The following is a 21,541-nucleotide window of genomic DNA, read 5'->3' as shown; positions in this document are numbered from 1 at the left end:
GAAGTATGAATAAAAGTTCTTTGTATCCTTTATGGTGAAAAAGAACAAAGCTAGTGTGTTAATGATCTAAGTTCATATAATAGCCTTCTCCAGATTTTGGTTGCCAGACTCCTGTTTGCAGGATCGACATCTCTGTATAATTTTTGTAATGCTAACGTCAGCTGTTTATTTTCCTGGATTATAGTCGGATAAGAGTTTATAGAATAATCTAATTTAAAGTTAAAGGTTTCAAATGGATTTCTCCCCTTGGTATGGGTGGCGTCTTTTCCAAATCCTATATTTCTGACCAAACTCAGATCAGGAAACAAGGAGATACCTTCGTTCTTGAAAACGGTCCACCTCCACCGAATTGCCCAGGAATTTATTGTCTGTTCTTCCATCTGTTGTATAAGCATATCAGAATAGGGATAAGTACCTCCAAGATCAAACTTATAAGTAAGATCCTTATTCTGCTTTAGCTGTTCATACCCAACCGAGGATGGATCGAAAAGTTTCCACGCTCGTTTCCAGGTTCCCCATCCCCAAGAAGCTATGATTGGAATAAAAGAGGCTTTACCTAATGCTGGTACGTCAATAGGGAATTGATAACCTGACACATGCATTACTTTATCTTCTGCGGCATATTTATTAAGCGCTTCATTCATAAATTGCAAAAAACTTCTTGAGGTAATAAGGTCATCTTCCAGAACGATTACTCTTTCATGTTCATTTACAATTTTTGTTACTCCGTCAATTATTGAATTAGCAAGGCCCTTATTTTTATCACTTTCAATAATATGTACTTTTTTACACCATTGGCGTGCTTTAATTAACTCTCTGACACGTTTTATATTATTGACGTCCTCTTTATTCATATTCACCTTGGGTCCATCGGCAAAAATATAAAGTACTGATTCATTTGCGAGGTGATTATCTGCCAAGGCTTCTAATGTTTTTTTTGTGTGTAAAGGACGATTAAAAACAAAAAGAAGGACTGGAGCTAATTTGTTATTCATAGTATGTGGATAAAATTATTTAATAGAATTTAACTTTTCAGTTTATTTATCTCAAAGAGTTAATCTTATATTAAATAAGTTCTTGTCCTTATTCATCTTATAATAATTAATCGTTGAGTTTTTTAGCTATAAATAAAACTACTTTACCTTTCGGATTTGTAGATGAAAAAGAATTTATAACTTTTTAATTGATTATAAAGTGCTCTTCTCACTCCGTAATAAATTTTGCAGAAAGCGACAATTTATATGTGACGGTCTATGATATTGTTTAGCGAAAGTTAAATAGCATGGTAATGCTTTTTAACTGCATATTAAATAATATTCTGGTTTGATTGAATAAAGCCATGCTAAAAACTGACGCTATAAGTTGAGAAATAGTTGTCGCAAGTGCAGCGCCAAAAGCTGCATATCTCGGGATAAGGTATAAATTTAATAAAACATTAAATATCAAACCTATAAGTGTCCGGTATAAACTAAACTTTTGTAAATTTTCGATTACTAAATAATGACTTGTTGCAACACCTAAAAATATGGGTATCAACGACCAGATATGAATTACCAGAATGCCGGAGGCAGGCATATATTCGGTTCCAAACAATTGCTGAATGATTAAATCCGAAAAGATAGTCACCAATATTGCAAACACCACAGAAATTCGCATCATCCAATTAATAAAGAACTGATTCTTTCTGATGAATAATTCCCAACCTGTTTTCTTTGCTTCTATTAATGTAGGCAGGTAACTGCTTGAAACAGCCATGGGTAGGAAAAGAAAAACGTCTGAAATTTTTATAGCAGAACTGAAATATCCTAATTGTGTCTCATCAACCATTGAGCCAAGCATAACCTGATCAAGCCGCATGTAAAGTATGACTGCAAGGCTTGCCAAAGTAAAAGGCCAGCCTGTTTTTAAAATTTTCCTGGCCAATTCGGAATTAAATGTCCATTGAAATATATTATTATTTCTTTGATAGAGAATGGTTAGGAGAATGTACGATAGGGCTGCTTCAAAGCCCATTGCGGCTGCAAACCACAAAAGGGATTTGTTGCTAATAAGCAAATAGACTCTGAACAAAGCTCCTAAAACGTAAGCTATATTTTTGGCTACAACAGTAAGCTTGGATTGCAGTCGTGACTGGAAATCCAGATCAATAAGATCAAAAGGAGTAATAAATAAATTGAATGACAAAAATGCCAGTAACCAGTAATAATCAGAATTAAGATCAAGTATTTTAAAGTAGATTAATACCGATCCAAACAAAACCGGAATGATGACCAGTCTCATCAAGAATGAGGTACCCAAGATTTCATTCTTTTGCAATGGATCTTCTAAAATTTCTTTTACTAGAAAGCCATCCATACCAAGCTTGGCTACGGTTGCTGTAATGGTTACAAAAGCGAGGACGTAGTTAAGCTCTCCCCATTGATTTGGCCCAAGATATCGAGCTACCCAGATACCTACTATGAGTCCGACCGCAAGTTTGAATACTTTGTCTAAGGATAACCATAGTATATTCATAACTACCGGAGTAGCTAATCTGGATTTTATGATTTTTATTTTAGCAATCACTCTCCTGGTAACAAATTAATTGAACGTGTTTAGCTATTCCCTATGCACAAAAGAATTTCGATTAACTTATATTAAAAGCGTAGTGGATAAGTATGTATAATATTGCTGAATATACCCACCTGTTAATATGGCCATCTGTTAATACGGCCATGAATAATTTCGATAATACTTATTCGCAGATAAGTACTATCCTTTAAATCTATCTACGAATTTACTATCAATCCTGACTTGAAGGGAGAACGAATAATTGGCTTTGAAATGTTCTTCTTAAATAAAAGGATGTAAGCCAAACACAACACACCTCCCAAAAATGCTGAGATAAAAAAGAAGCGTAACCGTTTAGGGTTACTTTTGGCTAATGGAACTGTTACCGGTTCAAGAACCTTAAAAACAGGCTTTTCTTCTTTCACTTTATTCAATGCTTGTTCGTAACGACGAACTAAATCCTCATGCAAGGACTGTGCAAGTAGGTAATCGGATTGTAATCTTTGCTCTTCAATCTGGGCTACATTTAGGAATGCATTCCGATTTCGATCTCTATAACTCTGAAGTGTATATTCTGCCTTTCTGAATCTAACATTAGAAGATGCCATTTGATCTTTAAGCAGGTTTACCTGCTGTAAAGCCTTAGCTGTTCTATATTCTTCAACATAATTTATAAGATAATTTTTTGAAGCTTCAACCAGGATGGCGGAAACTACCGGATCCTCAGTTTCTGCTGATATCGTTATAACACCTGCTTTTGAGTCTATGGAAGAAGATATCAGACCCATTGCCATCCTGATATTTCCAGCTTCAGGTGCCGAAAGAAGAAGGATATTGGGATCTGAAAGTTTAACGGACTTCTCAGTTTTTGTTGGTGAACTTGGGAGTAAACTGGTAAGAGAACTCTGCGTAGAATCCCGTTTTAGAAACAATTCAAACGATTTGTACGTATGACCATATTGATCTGTAACCGGTTGCTTTAAAAGATATATTCCAAAAGGAGAGCTGGCTAATATAACCGGATAAAGATCAGGAAGTAACTTTTCTGCTCCCTCTGAATTATTTCCACCAGCAAGCATGGCAAGAGAACTTTTCTTGGCACCACCATATTCTGGCAGCATCGTAATATTAGACTGATAGGTTTTAGGGAAAGAATAGCTAAACCCAAATCCCGCAACCCCGGCGATAAATGCAAAAACAATCAATGAAAACAAATGTTTCCCGAAGAAAGCTATTATATCTTCAAACCTTATATCCAAGTTTGAACCTGATTTTTTAATTGTTTCAACTTGGGCATCAGGCATATTAATCTTAGGATGATCCATTGGTTATTTATTATTCAGACTAATAAAGAGGAGTGTTAATGTGCTTACGGATGAGAGAAGGAAAGAATATAAGGCAACCCGCTCACCAGGTGTTTTTTCATGTTGATTTATTGCCTTTTGAGGTATTATAATCGTAGATCCCGGCTCTACGGTTGGATACGATTTAAAGAAAAGAAATCTTTTCATTCTGTGTGTCCGTCCATTCGGATAAGATACGTATATACGGTTTTTCCAGGCCTGTTCAGCATAACCACCAGCTTGAGAAATGTATTCTTCAAATGAAAATTCAGAGTCAAAGTTAACCAGAGATGGGTTTTGTACCGCTCCCTGGATGCGGACTGTTTCAGATTGCCGGGGTATCATCAGCGTGTCTCCATTAAGCAATAGAAGATTAGCTGGAAGCGTAGGCTTGCGGGTAATTGCGTCTAAATCGACTGCAACCAGTTCTTGATTTCTGTAAAACTTGGCCCCTCTCAAATAAGCCTCTGGTTTTAATCCACCTGCTTTCGGAAATAAGTCAGTGATCCGTTCAAAGTTTGAAACTATCGTATACTTCCCTGGATATTTAACTTCTCCCAGAATTGTCACAAGTTTTTGGCTTTCATACCTGGGAGACTTACGGACTGTGATAATGTCATATGGAAACAGTTTGAACTTCTGATCCTCAGAATTCAGCGCCAGCTTATCGGTTACTTCCATTGTGAAAATACGAACATTCTGGGTCGAAGGTAGATCCAATGTATCATTTTTTATACGGCGGGAAACCTCGATACGATACGGTACCCCTCCTTCGGTATATCCCCCTGCCTGAAAAATCAAATCAGCAATGGTTATATCTTTATAATAGTAATAATTACCGGGATTTATAACAGAACCTGATATGGATAAATAAGTAAATTCTTTTAAATCTTCAATTGACTTTATGGTTAATATATCTCCTGGTTGTAAAGGAATATCGTTAATTTCTTTATTAATAAGTTTTCTCAGATCAATGGCAATAATACCCGTTTGTGTATCTCCGCTTACCCTTTCAAGGATGGCCCTGTTTAAAAAAGCTCTCTGGCTTAATCCTTGCGCCAGGCTTATAAGTTTTAACACAGTGTTACAACGTTCTTCAAGTGCATAATTACCAGGAATAGTAACAGCACCGCGTACTTCAACCTGATTGCTAACTGCATCTAAAATCTTTCTCACAGTAAAAATGTCACCATTACGAGGAGTAAAGGTTAGCATCTGAGTTGAATCAATACTGCCAATAATGTAATTTGTTCCTGTATTTCTTTGATATGTAAAAAGCGAGGTATACGCTTCCGGCGTAAAACCACCGGCATATCTGACCAGGTCCATAAATTTTTCACCGGATTTGGCTTCGAATATACCCTGCCGCTTAAATTCACCTTTTAATTCTATACGTGAGTCGTAAGGACGTATCAGGATAATGTCCTGATCTTGTAACGCAATATTGTCCTTCAGATCTGCATCCACAAGAAAATGGTACAAATCAATTTTTTTCAGAATTTTATTATTCCTTATAATCTCAATGTTTCTATATGATCCGTTTTCATTAGGTCCTCCTGAAACTGAAAGCGCATTGAAAGCAGTCGCCAGTGAAGAAACAGTATAGGTACCAGGGCGTGCTGCTTCACCAGTGATCAGCACACTGATACTTCGTACGTTTCCTAATGTAAGTGACAAATATGTTCCTGAACCCGGCCGATTTAAGGAGGAGTAGGCTTGTCTTAGTCTGCTTACAATCCGTTCTGTTGCCTGTTCAATTGTCATTCCGTTTACATAGACAGGTGCAAGGTTTAACATTTTAACAGTTCCCTCCGGACTGATTTTCATTTTAAAATTATCAACATAGTTCCCGTAAATGTCGACAACCAGTTCATCCTCAGGTCCTAGAATGTAATTTCTTGGCGTAGCAATTCTTAAATTGGGTTCGAAACTATTCGCAGACGTTGAAAAAAAAGATGCGCCAAAAGTCCTGTTTTCTTTTCTAACAGTGGCTTTTTGAGAATTGGTAGAATCCTTTTCATTATTAGATTCTGTATCTCTTTCATTTTGCTCGCGGGTTTCATCAAGTGCTTCTCTGTTAGGATTTTTTACTTCCTTAGCATTTTTGTCCGGGTTTAGCAAACGCTTCCGCATGGCAGAAATTTGGTCAAGGGTATATCCCTTTTGCAATGCAGCCCTTTCAATATCCATATCGGACATGCCTGAGGTTTTTGCCTGTTTGTAAAAGTCAACGGCCTGTTGATTTGAAATCTGCGCTGGATCTACTTTTTGAGCAGGTGCTGTTTGTGCTGGCTGTGTAGTAGCTGCTGGCTGTGTTTGTGTAGATTGTGGTGCCGTATTTTGAGCAAACGAATTAAAGCTGAGTAAAATAATGAAAGTTGACAAAATACTTCTTCGCAACTTCGCTGATAATAAATAATGCATGTAGTGTATTTTATGACAATTTAATATATATCAATTATTCACAACTATTGAACCATCTTCTCTTCGGTGCCTGACAAAACTACAAAATCTAATTATATTATAAGCTGTAATTTTTTGAAGGAAGATTAAGCTGTCAGGGTTATCGCTTTCAAACTATTTTACCTGAATAGACAACTCTTTTAATTGCTTATCGTCAATAGTAGACGGTGAATCAATCATTACGTCACGTCCTGAATTATTTTTTGGGAAAGCTATGAAGTCTCTGATAGAATCTACACCTCCGAAAAGCGAGCAAAGACGGTCAAATCCAAAGGCTATCCCCGCATGTGGTGGTGCACCAAATTCAAAGGCATTCATCAGGAAGCCAAATTGATTTTGCGCTTCTTCCGGGCTGAAACCCAGTACTTCAAACATTTGCTGCTGCAAATCACGTTCAAAGATACGGACTGAGCCACCACCAACTTCAACGCCGTTGATAACCATATCATAAGCATTAGCGCGCACAGCTCCAAGATCGGTTGCCAGCAAAGAAATATCTTCAGGTTTCGGACTTGTGAAAGGATGGTGCATTGCAAACCAGCGGTTCTCTGCTTCTCCATATTCTAAAAGTGGGAAGTCAAGAACCCATAACACGCGGTAATCATCAGGATTACGGAAACCAAGACGTGATCCCATTTCCAGTCTCACTTCATTAAGCTGCTTGCGGGCTTTGTCAGCTTGTCCGGATATTAACAGGATCAAATCACCAGGTTTAGCGTCAAATGCAGCAACCCATTTTCTTAGATCTTCTTCGGAATAAAATTTATCAACAGAAGATTTAACCGTTCCGTCTTCATTATAACGAACATATATCAATCCTTTCGCACCGATCTGAGGACGTTTCACCCAGTCGGTCAGCTCATCCATTTGTTTACGTGTATATACAGCGCAACCCGGAGCACAAACGCCAACTACCAGTTCTGCGTCATCAAAAACGCCAAAACTTTTTCCGGAAGTAAGATCCTGATCAGCCCCTTTTAGTTCCACAAACTTCATATCAAAACGGATATCAGGTTTGTCCGATCCGTACAAACGCATCGCATCGGCATAGGTCATACGCGGAACTTCAGGAAGCTCAATACCCTTCACTTTACTGAACAAATTACGGATCAAACCTTCAAAAGTATTCAGGATATCTTCTTGTGTCACAAATGACATTTCGCAGTCAATTTGTGTGAATTCAGGCTGACGGTCAGCACGCAGATCTTCATCGCGAAAACATTTTACAATCTGATAGTAACGGTCAAAACCGGCAACCATCAAAAGTTGTTTGAACGTTTGCGGTGATTGTGGCAACGCATAAAATTCACCCGGATTCATACGGCTTGGTACGACAAAATCACGCGCACCTTCCGGAGTGGATTTTATCAGAACCGGCGTTTCAACCTCGATAAAATTAAGATTGTCCAGATATGAACGGGTATGACGTGCAACCTGGTGGCGTAATTCAAGATTTTTACGAACAGCATTACGACGCAAATCCAGATAGCGGTATTTCATACGGATATCATCACCGCCATCAGTTTCATCTTCAATCAAAAACGGAGGTAATTTTGCAGGATTTAATACCGTAAGTTCCGAAACACGGATTTCAATAGAACCTGTTGCGATTTTATCATTTTTGGAAAGACGCTCGATTACTTCGCCTTTTGTAGAGATCACAAATTCACGACCCAATGAGCGGGCGGTTTCCAATACCTCAGGTGGTGTTTTACCTTCTTCAAAAAGAAGTTGTGTCAAACCATAACGGTCACGTAAATCCAGCCATACCATTCCCCCCTTATCACGGATTCTCTGAACCCACCCACACAATATAACATCTTGATTTACATGCTCTAAGCTTAACTCACCACAGGTATGTGTACGTAACATATAATTATTTTAATACTGATATAAAGATACTGCCTGATAATAAATGGCGCAAAAGTACGTATTTTTAGCAAATCTAACATGAAGTGTTTTTTATGAAATTATATAAAGTGAAAATTAAACTCGTAAATATTTTATTTTTAATCACTATTGCCGGTTTTTCAATTAGCTGTGGTGATTCTGAGGTTGATCCGGTGACAGGGCGTTCTTCTGATTTCGAAACGGTTCCCCAGAAGTTTCCAATCACGCCGGGAATTATTAATGAAGCATCAGGATTGGCGGGCAGTGCTACCATGAACGGTTATATCTGGACATTACTGGACTCAGGAAATCCCAATTCGTTGTATCTTTTAAGTACAGATGGGAAAACGATAAAAGAGTTTAATGTGCCGGGTTCAGTCAACCATGATTGGGAAGCGATGGCGAGTGGGCCGGGACCAGCTGATGGTACAAACTATCTTTATATTGGTGAAATAGGAAATAATAATTCGCCGATGACCACTAGCAATATCATTTATCGCATTCCCGAAATCAGCGATATGTCAGGATCATTTAGTCAGGATAAGCTTGAAAAAATAACATTTAGCTATCCGGATGGTCCAAGGGACGCAGAAACTTTGCTGCTGGATCCGGTTACAAAAGATCTTTTTATCATTTCAAAGGAACTGGACAAAGCCAATATTTACCGGCTTGCTTATCCACAGTCTACATCTGCAACAATTACCGCCGAGAAAATCGGTAGTATTCCTTCGGTTATCTTCACAACGGACGGAAGTATTTCCTACGATGGAAATGAAATACTGATCAGGAATTATACCTCTGTTTTTTACTGGCAAAGAAAATCCGGCGAAACCGTTGGGCAGACACTTTCACAGACACCTAAAAAAACACTGATTACTGCTGCGGAACCTCAGGCAGAGGGTATAACCTTTGACCGTGAAGCCAAAGGTTTTTATACTTTGGGCGAAATAGGACAGGCCGCAAGTGTTTCGTTAAGTTATTATCTCAGAAAATAAATATCACTCCTTTTTATGTTCAAAAACTTTCTAACTATTGCTTTTTTATGGGCTGGATTTTTAGCCCGGGCACAAACATCTGTTGCTCCTGATAATTTTGTTAAAGAAAATTATTCCAAAAAGGAGTATGACATTCCGATGCGGGACGGAATTAAACTGCATACGATTGTATATGCTCCAAAAGATGCAGCGGCGGCCAATAAATATCCTTTTTTGATGCAGCGGACGTGTTATAGCGTGGCACCTTATGGTGAGGAAGTATATCCTGCACGGTTAGGGCCAAGTACCATGCTGATGCGAGAGAAATATATTTTTGTTTATCAGGATGTTCGCGGACGTTATAAAAGTGAAGGTGTCTGGACAAACATGACACCTCATATTGATACCAAGAAAAACAAAACAGATGTCGACGAGGCATCTGACACTTATGATACGATTGACTGGCTTTTGAAAAACATCGCCAATAATAACGGTAGAGTGGGGCAATGGGGAATTTCTTATCCCGGATTTTATACCACGGCAAGCGCTTTGTGTGATCATCCGGCCTTGAAAGCATCTTCACCGCAGGCACCGATTTCGGATTTTTTCTATGACGATTTTCACCACAATGGTGTTTTTACACAAGGTTATTATCTGACTTTTCCTGTTTTTGGTATCAAACCATCTGAGCCGACAGCAGCTTCCTGGTTTGAGAATGATTTTATCAAACCAACACCAGACGGTTATACCTTCAACCTGAATATGGGACCGTTGAAAAATTTTGATAAGTATTATTCGAAAAACTTTTTCTGGCAGGAAACGGTCGACCATCCTAATAAAGATGAATTCTGGCAAAAAAGGGATATCCTTCCGCATTTGAAAGGTTTAAAACATGCGTTTATGACCGTTGGAGGCTGGTTTGATGCAGAAGATTTGTACGGCCCGCTGAATACTTACAAAACCATTGAAAAGAATAATCCGGGGATTTATAACACATTGGTTGTTGGGCCATTCGGGCACGGAAGATGGAGCCGGGAAACGGGACATACTTTCCATAATGATATTTATTTTGGAGATAGTATCGCAACTTTTTATCAAAATACAATTGAAGGTAAATTCTTCAACCATTTTCTAAAAGGTGCCGGTGACGGAAAAACCGGGTTGCCGGAAGCTTATCTTTTTGATACGGGGAAAAAGAAATGGGAGACTTACGACAAATGGCCGGTGGCTAATGTGCAGAAAAAGAAATTGTTTTTCCAGGCTGATGGAAAGTTAAGTTTTGAAAAACCAGCTGCTGCAAAGTCGTTTAGTGAATATGTAAGTGATCCGATGAAGCCGGTTCCATATACTGAAAATTACAAACAGATGTCAGGTTTTACCCCTTTTGAATACATGTCGGAAGATCAGCGTTTTGCTTCAACAAGACCGGATGTGCTTGTATTCAAAACGGATGTATTAACCGAAGACATGACTTTGGGAGGTGAAATCCTGGCTCAGCTTAAAATCAGTACCACAGGAACAGACGCTGACTTTTTTGTCAAACTGATTGATGTTTATCCGGATGATGAAAAAAATAATGAATTTCAGCCTAACCCAAAAGTTGTGATGGCAGGTTATCAGCAGATGGTACGCAGTGAAATTGTAAGATCTCGTTTCCGAAACAGTATGGAAAAACCGGAACCATTAGTGGCGGGAAAATTAACCGACGTTAATTTCCGTTTGCAGGATGTTTTACACACTTTCAAAAAAGGACACCGGGTAATGGTTCAGGTTCAAAGTACGGTTTTTCCTTTGTTTGACCGTAATCCGCAGAAATATGTAGCCAATATTTATAAGGCAGAACCATCCGATTTTATCAAAGCAACGCAAAGAATCTATCATCAGACAGGTGCAGAAAGCGGCCTGACAGTTGATGTCATAAAATAAAAACCTAATAATTACCGGACGAGTGGGAATCTTTCTCATCCGTCTTTTTTATTTTAGTTTGTTCGATAATGACACCCAGCAACTTTTCCGGATCAATCGGTTTTGAAATAATATCACTCATACCAATCTCAAACATTTTTGATTTTGAGTCTTGTGCAAGGCTTGCGGTAACTGCTACAATCGGAAGCGTCTCGCCCCGCTCTCTAAGTTGTTTTGTTGCTTCATAACCATCCAGAACTGGCATGTGCAGATCCATCAATACGATTTGGTGACGGGTCGCGTCCAGTTTTTCCAATGCTTCCAGCCCATTAACGGCAATATCCGAAATTGCCCCCCAACGTTTCAGGAAACTTTTGATAACCAACACATTCATCCGGTTATCCTCAACAATTAGTACGCACAAATCTTGCAGAGGCTTTTCTTCCGGCTCGTTTGTCTGTTTGGGCTTCACTATTTCAGGTTCATCCGGAATAGGGAAAGTCTGGATGAAATAAAAAGTTGAACCTTTTCCTTCCTCGCTTTCCAGCAAAAGTTCCGATCCTTGCAGTGCGAGCATATGCTTACTTACGGAAAGTCCAAGTCCGGTACCGCCAAAAACCCTGGATGTTGAAGAATCAATTTGTGTGAAGCGCTCAAATATTATTTTTTGCTTGTCAGGTGGGATACCAATGCCGGTATCTTCTACGGCTATTTTCAGCGTAATTTCTTTTTCAGTTTTACTGACAACGTCAATCTTTATTTTGACCCAACCTGATTTTGTGAATTTTATAGCATTCTGAACAAGATTTCCGACAACCTGAGTGATTCTTGTCGGGTCGCCAATTATCGTTTTTGGCAAAGCCTTATCAAGTTCGGCAAACAAATCAATATTTAACTCTTTTGCGGAGACATTATGTACCGAAACAATTTTATGTACAAGATCCTGAATGTCAATTGGAATACTCAGGAACTGCATCTTACCTTCTTCAATAGTACTGAAGTCAAGGATATCATTGACAATCGTAAGCAGATTTTTTGCCGAGAAAAGCATCACATCAAGATGTGATTTTTGATCTGGCCTGGGGTCTTCCTTCATCATCAGATGCGTCATCCCGATAACAGCATTAAGAGGCGTACGGATTTCATGGCTCATCGTGCTTAAAAATTCGCTTTTCACTTTCAATCCAACCTCTGCATCTTCTTTTGCTTTTTTAAGTGTAAAGGCAAACCGAAACGATAAGATCAACGACTGGCAGAAGAAGAATACAAGATATCCTGCAAATAAAAGCAGCTCCTGAGGGTATGCGATGTCATAGTAAGCCAGTATTAAAGTAATGATTATGATAAATATCGCTATCGTACTAAGCAAAGCATATTTGGCTCCGATCCTGTTATTCCGGTAGGCAGTCCAGTAAATGTAAATCGCAAAAAAGATATAGGGAATTAGCAGAGCAATGAATGGATTCATCAGCTGCGTAAAAAGAATTGGTGGTGATAGTGTTGTAATCAATGCAAAAGCAAAACAGACACCAATCATCCCAAACAGGATTTTTGTAGGCGTATCTTTTGGGTATAGATAAAGCGTGTAAAGTGCGAACATGGCTACAGCCATAAACAAGGAAATATATTCCAGATGAATAGCAAGTTGCCAGCCCATGTAGGGAAATATAGTATGGAGCGTATAATCACCGGCGCCCACAATGCGGTAACTGTAAAAGAAGCAGAAAAGAGAAAAATAAAGGGTGGATTTATCATGGCGGCCAAGCAGATACAAGCCCAGGAAATACAGTCCTCCCATGAGCATACAACCCGTTAAAAGAAAGTCAAAAGCATGATCCAGATTGGTGTTATCCTGTAATTCGTTGAACAAGCCAAGTTGAATCGGTTTGCTGATACCACCTTTGGAATGATGAAAATTGGAGATGAATAGTTTTAGGTTTAGCGTATCCTTTGCCAGAAATGGTTTAACCTGCGTCGACCAATACGGCGTTGTGGTTTCTTTGGATGTGCCGGGTGTGCCGTTTCTGGCAATCAGTTTTCCATTGATATACAACGCATAGGCACTATACATATCCGGAATTTTGAAAGCTAGCTGATCTCTTTCTTTAGGTAGAAGGATTTTGACTTCGTAGGTTGCAAACCCTTGGGAAGATATGGGTTTTCCCTTCCAAAGAACATTGCTCCACAGTTCAGGAAAGTTTTCATATTCGTGATAAATATCTGAGCGTGAAGTCTTTTTTAGCTGTTTCCAGTAAAAAGTCCATTCTCCGTTAAGATTAATTGGGGTATTATTAAATTTTGTTGTTCGCAGGTCAAGGATGCCTTTGACTGCTTTTGGTGCATAAATGGGTTGCGACGCAGAAGATGGAAATGAGAACATGACCATCATTGCGACAAAAATCATTAACCTCAAACCAGATACACAATTCCGTGTCATTTTTTTCTAATAATGTTTGACATACAGAATTTATGTAACTGATGTCTGAAATCCCTGTCGGATTATTGTTATAATGCTGAATATTAAACTAAATCCTGAAAGTTATCCAGGCAATCAAAATATTAAAAATGGGGTTTTTTACTGAGCAAAAAAACAAAACGGCATGAAAAAATAAATAAATTTATCCTGTGGTAATGAAGAGATGTCACTTTATGTTGAATACAAACATTATAATTCTATGACTTTTAAATTTTTTGGAATGACTGTAATCACCGCCACCTTATTTGCTGCAAATGGCTCGGCTCAAAAAATAAATTATCCGAAGACAAATCAGGTCGACCATATTGATGAATATCATGGGACAAAAGTTTCGGACCCATATCATTGGCTTGAAGATGACCGCTCTGCCGAAACCGCCGCCTGGGTGAAGGCTGAAAATGAAGTTACTTTTGAATATCTTGACAAAATTCCATTTAAGGGAAAGATATTCACCGACCTTGAAAAGGCTTATAACTATCCAAAATATTCAGCCCCAACTAAAAAAGGAGATTATTTTTATTTCTATAAAAACGATGGGTTGCAAAATCAGGCCGTATTATACAGGCAAAAAGGTTTAAACGGAGCACCCGAAGAAGTTTTGGATCCAAATAAACTTTCATCAGACGGAACAACCAGACTGACGGTTTTTAGTTTATCAAAAAACGGAAATCACGCCATCCTTGGCTTTTCCAAAGGTGGCTCAGACTGGCAGGAATATCAGGTTATGGATATGAAAACCCTGAAAATGCTTTCCGATAAAGTAGAATGGGTGAAAATTTCTGGTGCTGCATGGCAGGGCGATGGCTTTTATTACAGCCGTTATCCAAAACCGGAAGGCAGCGCACTGGCTGCTAAAAATGAAAATCACCAGGTATTTTATCACAAAGTTGGTACAGAACAAGCAACCGATAAGTTAATTTTTGAAGATGCAGCAAACGGACAGCGTTTCCATACTGTGGGTACGACGGAAGACGAGCAATATGCTGTTCTATCGGTTAGTGACCGTGGAAAAGGAAAGGATGGAAACGGATTGTGGGTGATGAAAAAAGGGGAAACAAAGTTCACTGCCATCAAAGAAGAAATTACCGATTTTAGTTTTGGTATTATTGAAAATGTTGAAGGAGGATTTTTGGTGGAAACCAATGAAAATGCACCTAACAGCAAAATATTATTTTATGAATCAAAAACGAAAAGCTGGAAGCCGTTTTTACCGGAAAAATCGGAACCGCTTCAAGGCGCCGGATCTGCGGGTGGAAAATTATTTGCTTCATATTCCAAAGATGTGACATCGAGGGTATACGTTTATGATCTGAAAGGAAAATTGGAAAACGAAGTTCAACTTCCTGGTCTGGGAACAGTTGGTGGTTTTGGGGGAGAAAAGGAAGATACCTTTGTTTTCTACACCTACACTTCCTTCAATTATCCGCCGACCATTTTCAGGTATGATATCGCTTCAAAGAAAAGTGATGTTTTTCGCGAACCGGAAGTCTCCTTCAAACCAAATGATTATGAAACCAAACAGGTCTTCTATCCAAGCAAGGATGGTACGAAAATTCCGGCATTTATCACGTATAAAAAAGGGTTGAAACTGGATGGGTCCAATCCGACAATTCTTTACGGGTATGGCGGTTTCAATATCAGTCTGACACCTGCGTTTAGTCCTACACGTATTCCGTTTTTAGATCAGGGTGGTGTGTATGTGCAGGCTAATTTACGTGGAGGAAGTGAATATGGTGAAAAATGGCATGAACAAGGTATGAAACTAAAAAAACAAAATGTTTTTGATGATTTCATCGCTGCCGCTGAATTTCTGATCAAAGAGAAATATACTTCGCCGGCCCATCTGGCTATTCAGGGTGGATCAAACGGAGGTTTGCTGGTTGGTGCGGTTATGAACCAGCGCCCGGAATTATTCAAAGTAGCTTTCCCTGCGGTAGGCGTTATGGATATGCTTCGTTTCCATAAGTTTACAATTGGCTGGAACTGGATTGCAGATTATGGAAGCAGTGATAATGCCGACGAATTTAAAGTGATTTATGCTTATTCTCCATTGCACAATATCAAAACTGGTGTCAATTATCCTGCAACGATGATCACCACAGCCGATCATGACGACCGGGTTGTTCCTGCGCATTCATTTAAATACGCAGCTGAATTACAGGAAAAAGCAGGAACATCATCTACGAACCCACTTTTAATCAGGATTGATACCAATTCCGGACATGGGGCCAGTAATACGAAAAAGGCTTTGGAAACACAGGCGGATATATATGCGTTTTTATTTTATAATATGGGGTTAAGCTGGAAGTAACTCTAGTTTTACGTCTAATATAAGTAACCGTTTATCAAATTATTAAGCAAATAATTTGATAAACGGTTTTTTTGTTTAAAATTTGATTAGGCATAAGAACACGTAACAGCCGATGACTTCAACGTTTTTGAATAACTTCTCTTAAAGATCCTGCGAGAATGACAATGTTTCATTCTACTTGATTTGCGTTGTCTTGCATTTTAATTTCACACTTATAAAAACACTATGAAACATTATTGCTTTATTTTGGCCTTCCTTTTTTCGGTTACAGTTAGTTCTGGGCAGACATTGGAAGACGACAGGCTCGCTTTACTTTCTCTTTATAACAGCACAAATGGAGCAGGATGGATAAATAAGACAGGATGGAATCCAGGAGGCCCTACCGGAGATAGCCCATGCGGGTGGTTTGGAGTAACGTGCAAGGATAACAGAGTGACAGAGTTGAACCTTGAGAACAATAGCTTAACAGGGTCATTGCCTGCTGATATTGGGAATTTGTCTGCGCTAGTTTCACTTAATTTAAAAGGAAATGACCCCTTATGGCTACAAGGTGCCTATCTTACGATAAGTGGAACAATACCTGCACAAATAGGCAATTTGTCAAATCTGGAATATCTTGACCTGGGAGGGAATAAATTTTCCGGATCTATTCCTTCTAGTATCGGTAACCTAATTAAATTAACTTATTTAAATATTAACTACGTACCGGTTGATGTTGGTTTTGATCCAATTGGTACCCTCGAAGGAAGTTTCCCGTCAAGTCTGGGTAACCTGGTAAATTTAAAATATCTGGATCTATCACTTCAAAATTTGAATGGTAGTATTCCTGATGTATTTTACAATTTAACAAGTCTTGAATACTTAAATTTAGCAGGGAATTTATTAAGTGGATCAATTCCTCCCAGTTTTAGTCAGTTGTCTAACATTACTTTATTGGATTTAAGTTATGTTACTGATTTTGAAAGAGGTTATGATTCAAAAGGTTTACTTGGAGGTACTATTCCCGATCTATCGGCAATACCCATTTCAGCTTCTGTTTATATCAGAGACAATTCATTTACTTTTGACGGCATTGAAGCTAATATAAGCCGTTTAGACTCCTATTATGGTCAAAAGAATATACCAATTACAGAAACAAGCGGTGTTCTTTCCGTGAATGCTGGTGGTACTGTTACCAACAACACATATAAGTGGTATAAGGACAATCAACTTGTTGCCACAAATATTGGCAATGAAAGTTACACTGTTACAGGCGCAGGTACTTACAAAGTAATTGTAACGAACAGTGTTGCTGCTAATTTGACATTAACCAGTAAAAATTATGAAATTCCTTTGCCTGTTACCATGGTTGCTTTTGAAGGGAAAAATAAATCCACAATAACTTTCCTTACCTGGCAAACAACCTCCGAAACCACTAACAAAGGCTTCGAAATACAACGCAGCAAAGACGCAATAATCTTCGAAAATATCGGTTTCATCGATGGGAGCGGCGATAGCAAAGTAACAAACGATTACAGTTTTCTAGACAAAAATCCTCTTCCACTTACATACTACCGTTTAAAGCAAATCGACTACGACGGGAAGTTTGAATACTCCAGAATCATTTTTGTAAAGAAGGACAATGACAGACTAAGTGTCTATCCCAATCCTGTGAAAGAACAATTATTTGTTTCAGGGTTGGAAAAAGAAGAAAGTATCATCATGCATAATATGGAAGGACGGGTGGTATTGGAACAGAAATTGAGACCATTACAGCCAATTAATACCAGCAATTTTTCTAATGGTTTATACATCATAAAAGTAGGTGAAGAAACCAGAAAGATTGTAATTCAGAACTAGACTTTGACAAAACTGATCAGTACAAGAGCCGCAGCAAATATTTGTTGCGGCTCTTGTAATTAGAATTGTTACCAGAAAGTCTTATATAATTCCTGTGTGCAGGATACCACAGGACGGTACGAACACCTAAGTTTTCTAATCTTGTATTGTAAATTAGAAGTAAAATAGCTGACATAGCAAAAGCTTACTCATTCCAAAATTCTAACTTAAAAGCGATCTTTAAAACAAAATAATATGAGCAGTTCAACAGCAGAGCAGTACAAATATGTGAGCTATTTATGGGATGAAGCGAAAGCAGCTTCTCTTGGCGACGACCAGGTGGAACTGCTTTTATATCGTTCCAATTTGTTGGGAGCGGACCTTCGTCTTACTAACTATGCAGGTGGAAATACCAGTTGCAAAACAATTGAAAAAGATCCATTGACAGGTAACCCTGTTGAAGTAATGTGGATTAAAGGCTCTGGCGGAGATATTGGTACATTGAAAAGAAGCGGCCTTGCCGGTCTTTATCAAAACCGTCTGCATGCATTGAAAAATATATATCGCGGTCTTGAATTTGAAGATGAAATGGTTGAGCTTTTCAATCATTGTATTTATGATCTCAAATCAAAAGCACCGTCTATTGATACGCCCCTACACGGACTGCTCCCTTTCAAACATATTGATCATTTACACCCTGACGCACTAATTGCCATCGCAGCTTCCAAAGAAGGCGAAGCAATTACGAAGGAATTATTTAAAGGAGAACTGGCGTGGGTGCCCTGGCAGCGTCCAGGTTTTGACCTTGGGTTGAAACTGGAAAAAGCGCTGGCTGACAATCCGGGAATTCGCGGAATCGTTTTAGGCGGTCACGGATTATTTACCTGGGGTGATACTGCTTACGAATCTTATATCAATACGCTTGATGTAATCGAGAAAGCTTCGGAATATCTTGAAGCAAATTATGGCAAAAACCGTCCTGTGTTTGGCGGAGCAAAACAGGAAAGTTTGGATGCAGCTCGTCGTCTGGAAGTAGCCGGACAGCTTGCTCCTTATTTGAGAGGTTTGGCTTCTGACCGCCAGACGATGGTTGGACATTTCACAGATGATGCCCGTGTGCTGGAATTTATCAACAGCAATGATCTTGACAAACTGGCTCCCCTTGGAACAAGTTGCCCTGATCACTTTCTACGCACTAAAATCCGTCCCTTGGTTCTGGATCTTCCTGCGGAAACTCTGGCGCTAGATGCAACAGCAATTTTAGATCATATCCGTCCACAATTTGAAGCATATCGTGCCGATTATCAGGCATATTATGATCGTTGTAAACATGATAACAGTCCGGCCGTGCGTGATCCGAACCCGGTTATTATTTTGTATCCAGGCGTTGGTATGTTCTCTTTTGCAAAAGACAAACAAACGGCGCGCGTTGCTGCTGAATTTTATACCAATGCAATCAATGTTATGAAAGGTGCGGAAGCGGTTTCTTCTTATGTTTCTCTACCGGAACAGGAAGCTTTCGATATTGAATACTGGTTGCTTGAAGAAGCGAAATTACAGCGTATGCCGAAAGAAAAATCACTTTCCCGTAAAGTGGCAATTGTTACCGGCGGATCAGGTGGAATCGGAAAAGCAATTGCACAGAAATTTCTGGAAGAAGGTGCTTGCGTAGTAATTTCAGATATTGATGACAAAGCACTTGCTGAAACAAAAAGTGAATTTGATAGTAAATTCGGTAAAGATTTTTCAGCTACTGCCAATGCAAACGTTCTGGAAGTAGATCAGATCAATGCAGCTTTCCATGTTACAAAACTGAAATTCGGTGGCGTGGATATCGTGGTAAACTGCGCAGGACTTTCGATTTCAAAACCGCTTGCCGAAACGACCATCAAGGACTGGGATATTTTGCAGGATGTTTTGGTAAAAGGTCAGTTCCTGGTTTCTCAGGAAGCCGTGGCTATCATGCGTCAGCAAGGCTTGGGCGGTGATATTATCAACATTGCAAGTAAAAACGGTTTGGTTTCAGGACCTAACAACGTAGCTTACGGAACTGCAAAAGCGGCGCAGCAACACATGTCTCGTCTATTGGCAGCAGAATTAGGGGGTGACAAAATCCGTGTTAATATTGTTAACCCTGATGCCGTAATTTCCGGAAGTAAAATCTGGGAAAGCGGATGGGCAGCCGGACGCGCAAAAGCTTATGGTATCAAAATTGAAGAGTTGCCAGCTTATTATGCAAAACGTACCGTTTTGAATGCTGAAATTCATACCGAAGATATTGCAAACGGAGTTTTTGTATTCGTTGGCGGATTGTTAGGAAAAAGTACCGGTAATGTTCTGAATATTGACGGTGGTGTTCCTGCGGCATTTGTTCGCTAGCCTTTGAAATAAAAAGCTGTGTCAAAAGTAAATCCTGCTTTTGGCACAGCTTTCGTTTTAAAATGATATTCCAATTTTCAAGGCCATTGTTATCAGGCTTATTTTTAAATCTTTAATGTCAAAAAGATGAAAATAGAACAATACCGGATTGATCAGCATAATGAATCTGTGCTGGGAAAACATAATAACCAGTTTATTTTTCTCAAAGAACAACTGGGTGAACAGGGTATCGATGCCAATGCGATCGTAAAAACATTACAGGCATTTCAGGTGGCAATTCCAAGCTGGGCTTTGGGGACTGGTGGAACACGATTCGGTCGTTTTTCAGGAGCTGGTGAGCCGGGTTCTCTTGAAGAAAAAATTGAAGATGTTGGAATTTTACACGCATTGAACCGTTCAAGCGGATCTATTTCTTTACATATTCCGTGGGATATACCAAAGGATGCGGATGCGATGATCCAGCTGGCTTCTTCACTTGATCTGAAATTTGATGCAGTAAATTCCAATACTTTTCAGGATCAGAAAAATCAGGAATTATCTTACAAATATGGGTCACTTTCACATGTTGACCCAAAGGTGCGCAAGCAGGCTGTTGATCATAATATTGAAGTAATCAAATACGGAAAGGAATTAGGCTCAAAGGCTTTATCAATCTGGCTTTCAGATGGATCTTGTTTTCCGGGACAATCTAATTTTGTAAAATCATTTCAAAATACACTGGAATCGTTGCAGGAAATTTATGCAGCATTGCCTGATGACTGGAAAGTATTTGTAGAATACAAAGCCTACGAACCGAATTTTTATTCAACCGTTATCCAGGATTGGGGAAGCTCGTTATTATTTTGTCAAAAACTGGGGCCAAAAGCTGATGTACTGGTAGATTTAGGCCATCATTTACCTAATGCAAACATCGAACAAATTGTAGCAACATTGATGATGGAAGGCCGTTTGGCTGGTTTCCATTTTAATGATTCCAAATATGGAGATGATGATTTGACGGTAGGTAGTATCAGGCCGTATATGCTTTTCCTGATTTTTGTCGAATTGGTGGAAGGAATGAAACGGGCCGGAAAAGGCAGCGATGGTTTTGCATGGATGATCGATGCCAGTCATAATGTAAAAGATCCGTTGGAAGATTTACTTCAATCCGTGGAAGCTATTTTATTATCTTATGCTCAGGCGCTGATTTTGGATAGTAAAAAACTCGAAATCGCACGAGGTGAAAATGACGTAGTTTTGGCCCAGCAATTGTTACAGAACGCGTTCAGAACCGATGTGCGTCCATTGGTGCGGGAAGCGATGTTACACAGCGGAGGCTCACTGGACCCAATCGGACTTTTCAGAGATTTGAAGGTAAGAAACGGACTGATTTCAGAGCGAGGCCTAGTAACCGTAGCGACTGGTCTTTAATTAACTACAAAAATATTTTGTC

At 39.1% G+C, this 21,541-nt stretch carries 12 protein-coding genes; 6 read left to right on the top strand and 6 right to left on the bottom strand.

What is annotated here, in order from left to right; translation table 11 throughout:
- Positions 1–50: 50 nt before the first annotated feature.
- The 5 genes from LXL81_RS21180 to aspS form a co-directional block, all read right to left on the bottom strand.
- Positions 51–995, bottom strand: coding sequence for a hypothetical protein (locus LXL81_RS21180; protein WP_234648763.1), 945 nt, complete (start codon positions 993–995; stop codon positions 51–53).
- Positions 996–1,263: 268 nt separating this feature from the next.
- Positions 1,264–2,565, bottom strand: a complete 1,302-nt coding sequence (locus LXL81_RS21175) for a flippase (protein ID WP_234648762.1) — start codon at positions 2,563–2,565, stop codon at positions 1,264–1,266.
- A 203-nt stretch (positions 2,566–2,768) separates the two neighbouring features.
- Positions 2,769–3,875, bottom strand: coding sequence for a lipopolysaccharide biosynthesis protein (locus tag LXL81_RS21170; RefSeq protein ID WP_234648761.1), 1,107 nt, complete (start codon positions 3,873–3,875; stop codon positions 2,769–2,771).
- A 3-nt stretch (positions 3,876–3,878) separates the two neighbouring features.
- Positions 3,879–6,317, bottom strand: a complete 2,439-nt coding sequence (locus tag LXL81_RS21165; protein ID WP_234648760.1) for an SLBB domain-containing protein — start codon at positions 6,315–6,317, stop codon at positions 3,879–3,881.
- Between the two features lie 153 nt (positions 6,318–6,470).
- The gene (aspS, locus tag LXL81_RS21160) at positions 6,471–8,228 is read right to left on the bottom strand and encodes an aspartate--tRNA ligase (RefSeq protein WP_234648759.1); all 1,758 of its coding nucleotides are present in this window, start codon (positions 8,226–8,228) and stop codon (positions 6,471–6,473) included.
- Between the two features lie 92 nt (positions 8,229–8,320).
- On the opposite strand from aspS, the gene LXL81_RS21155 reads away from it, so the two are divergent.
- Together LXL81_RS21155 and LXL81_RS21150 are read left to right on the top strand one after the other, a co-directional pair.
- The gene (locus LXL81_RS21155; protein WP_234648758.1) at positions 8,321–9,241 is read left to right on the top strand and encodes a PE-PGRS family protein; all 921 of its coding nucleotides are present in this window, start codon (positions 8,321–8,323) and stop codon (positions 9,239–9,241) included.
- Between the two features lie 15 nt (positions 9,242–9,256).
- Entirely contained in the window at positions 9,257–11,146 is a 1,890-nt protein-coding gene (locus LXL81_RS21150; RefSeq protein ID WP_234648757.1) for a CocE/NonD family hydrolase, read from the top strand.
- 4 nt (positions 11,147–11,150) lie between these two features.
- Here the strand turns inward: LXL81_RS21150 and LXL81_RS21145 are convergent, their stop codons facing one another.
- On the bottom strand, positions 11,151–13,562 hold the full coding sequence (locus LXL81_RS21145) for an ATP-binding protein (protein WP_234648756.1): 2,412 nt from the start codon (positions 13,560–13,562) through the stop codon (positions 11,151–11,153).
- A 238-nt stretch (positions 13,563–13,800) separates the two neighbouring features.
- Between LXL81_RS21145 and LXL81_RS21140 the strand changes: the two genes are divergently transcribed.
- The 4 genes from LXL81_RS21140 (at position 13,801) to LXL81_RS21125 (ending at position 21,519) form a co-directional block, all read left to right on the top strand.
- A complete protein-coding gene (locus LXL81_RS21140; RefSeq protein ID WP_409013938.1) occupies positions 13,801–15,912 on the top strand; it encodes a prolyl oligopeptidase family serine peptidase in 2,112 nt (703 codons plus the stop codon).
- 225 nt (positions 15,913–16,137) lie between these two features.
- Positions 16,138–17,751: a T9SS type A sorting domain-containing protein gene (locus LXL81_RS21135; protein ID WP_234648755.1), complete on the top strand. Its 1,614-nt coding sequence runs from the start codon at positions 16,138–16,140 to the stop codon at positions 17,749–17,751.
- A gap of 234 nt (positions 17,752–17,985) precedes the next feature.
- Positions 17,986–20,109 (top strand): bifunctional aldolase/short-chain dehydrogenase, encoded by a 2,124-nt coding sequence (locus LXL81_RS21130; RefSeq protein WP_234648754.1) that lies wholly within the window; start codon positions 17,986–17,988, stop codon positions 20,107–20,109.
- A gap of 126 nt (positions 20,110–20,235) precedes the next feature.
- On the top strand, positions 20,236–21,519 hold the full coding sequence (locus LXL81_RS21125) for a TIM barrel protein (RefSeq protein ID WP_234648753.1): 1,284 nt from the start codon (positions 20,236–20,238) through the stop codon (positions 21,517–21,519).
- The last annotated feature ends 22 nt before the right edge of the window (positions 21,520–21,541 follow it).

The organism is Dyadobacter sp. CY356 (assembly GCF_021440195.1).
Taxonomy (GTDB): domain Bacteria; phylum Bacteroidota; class Bacteroidia; order Cytophagales; family Spirosomataceae; genus Dyadobacter.
Note: the sequence above shows the minus strand (reverse complement) of the source record. Positions and strands in the feature narration are given on the sequence as shown.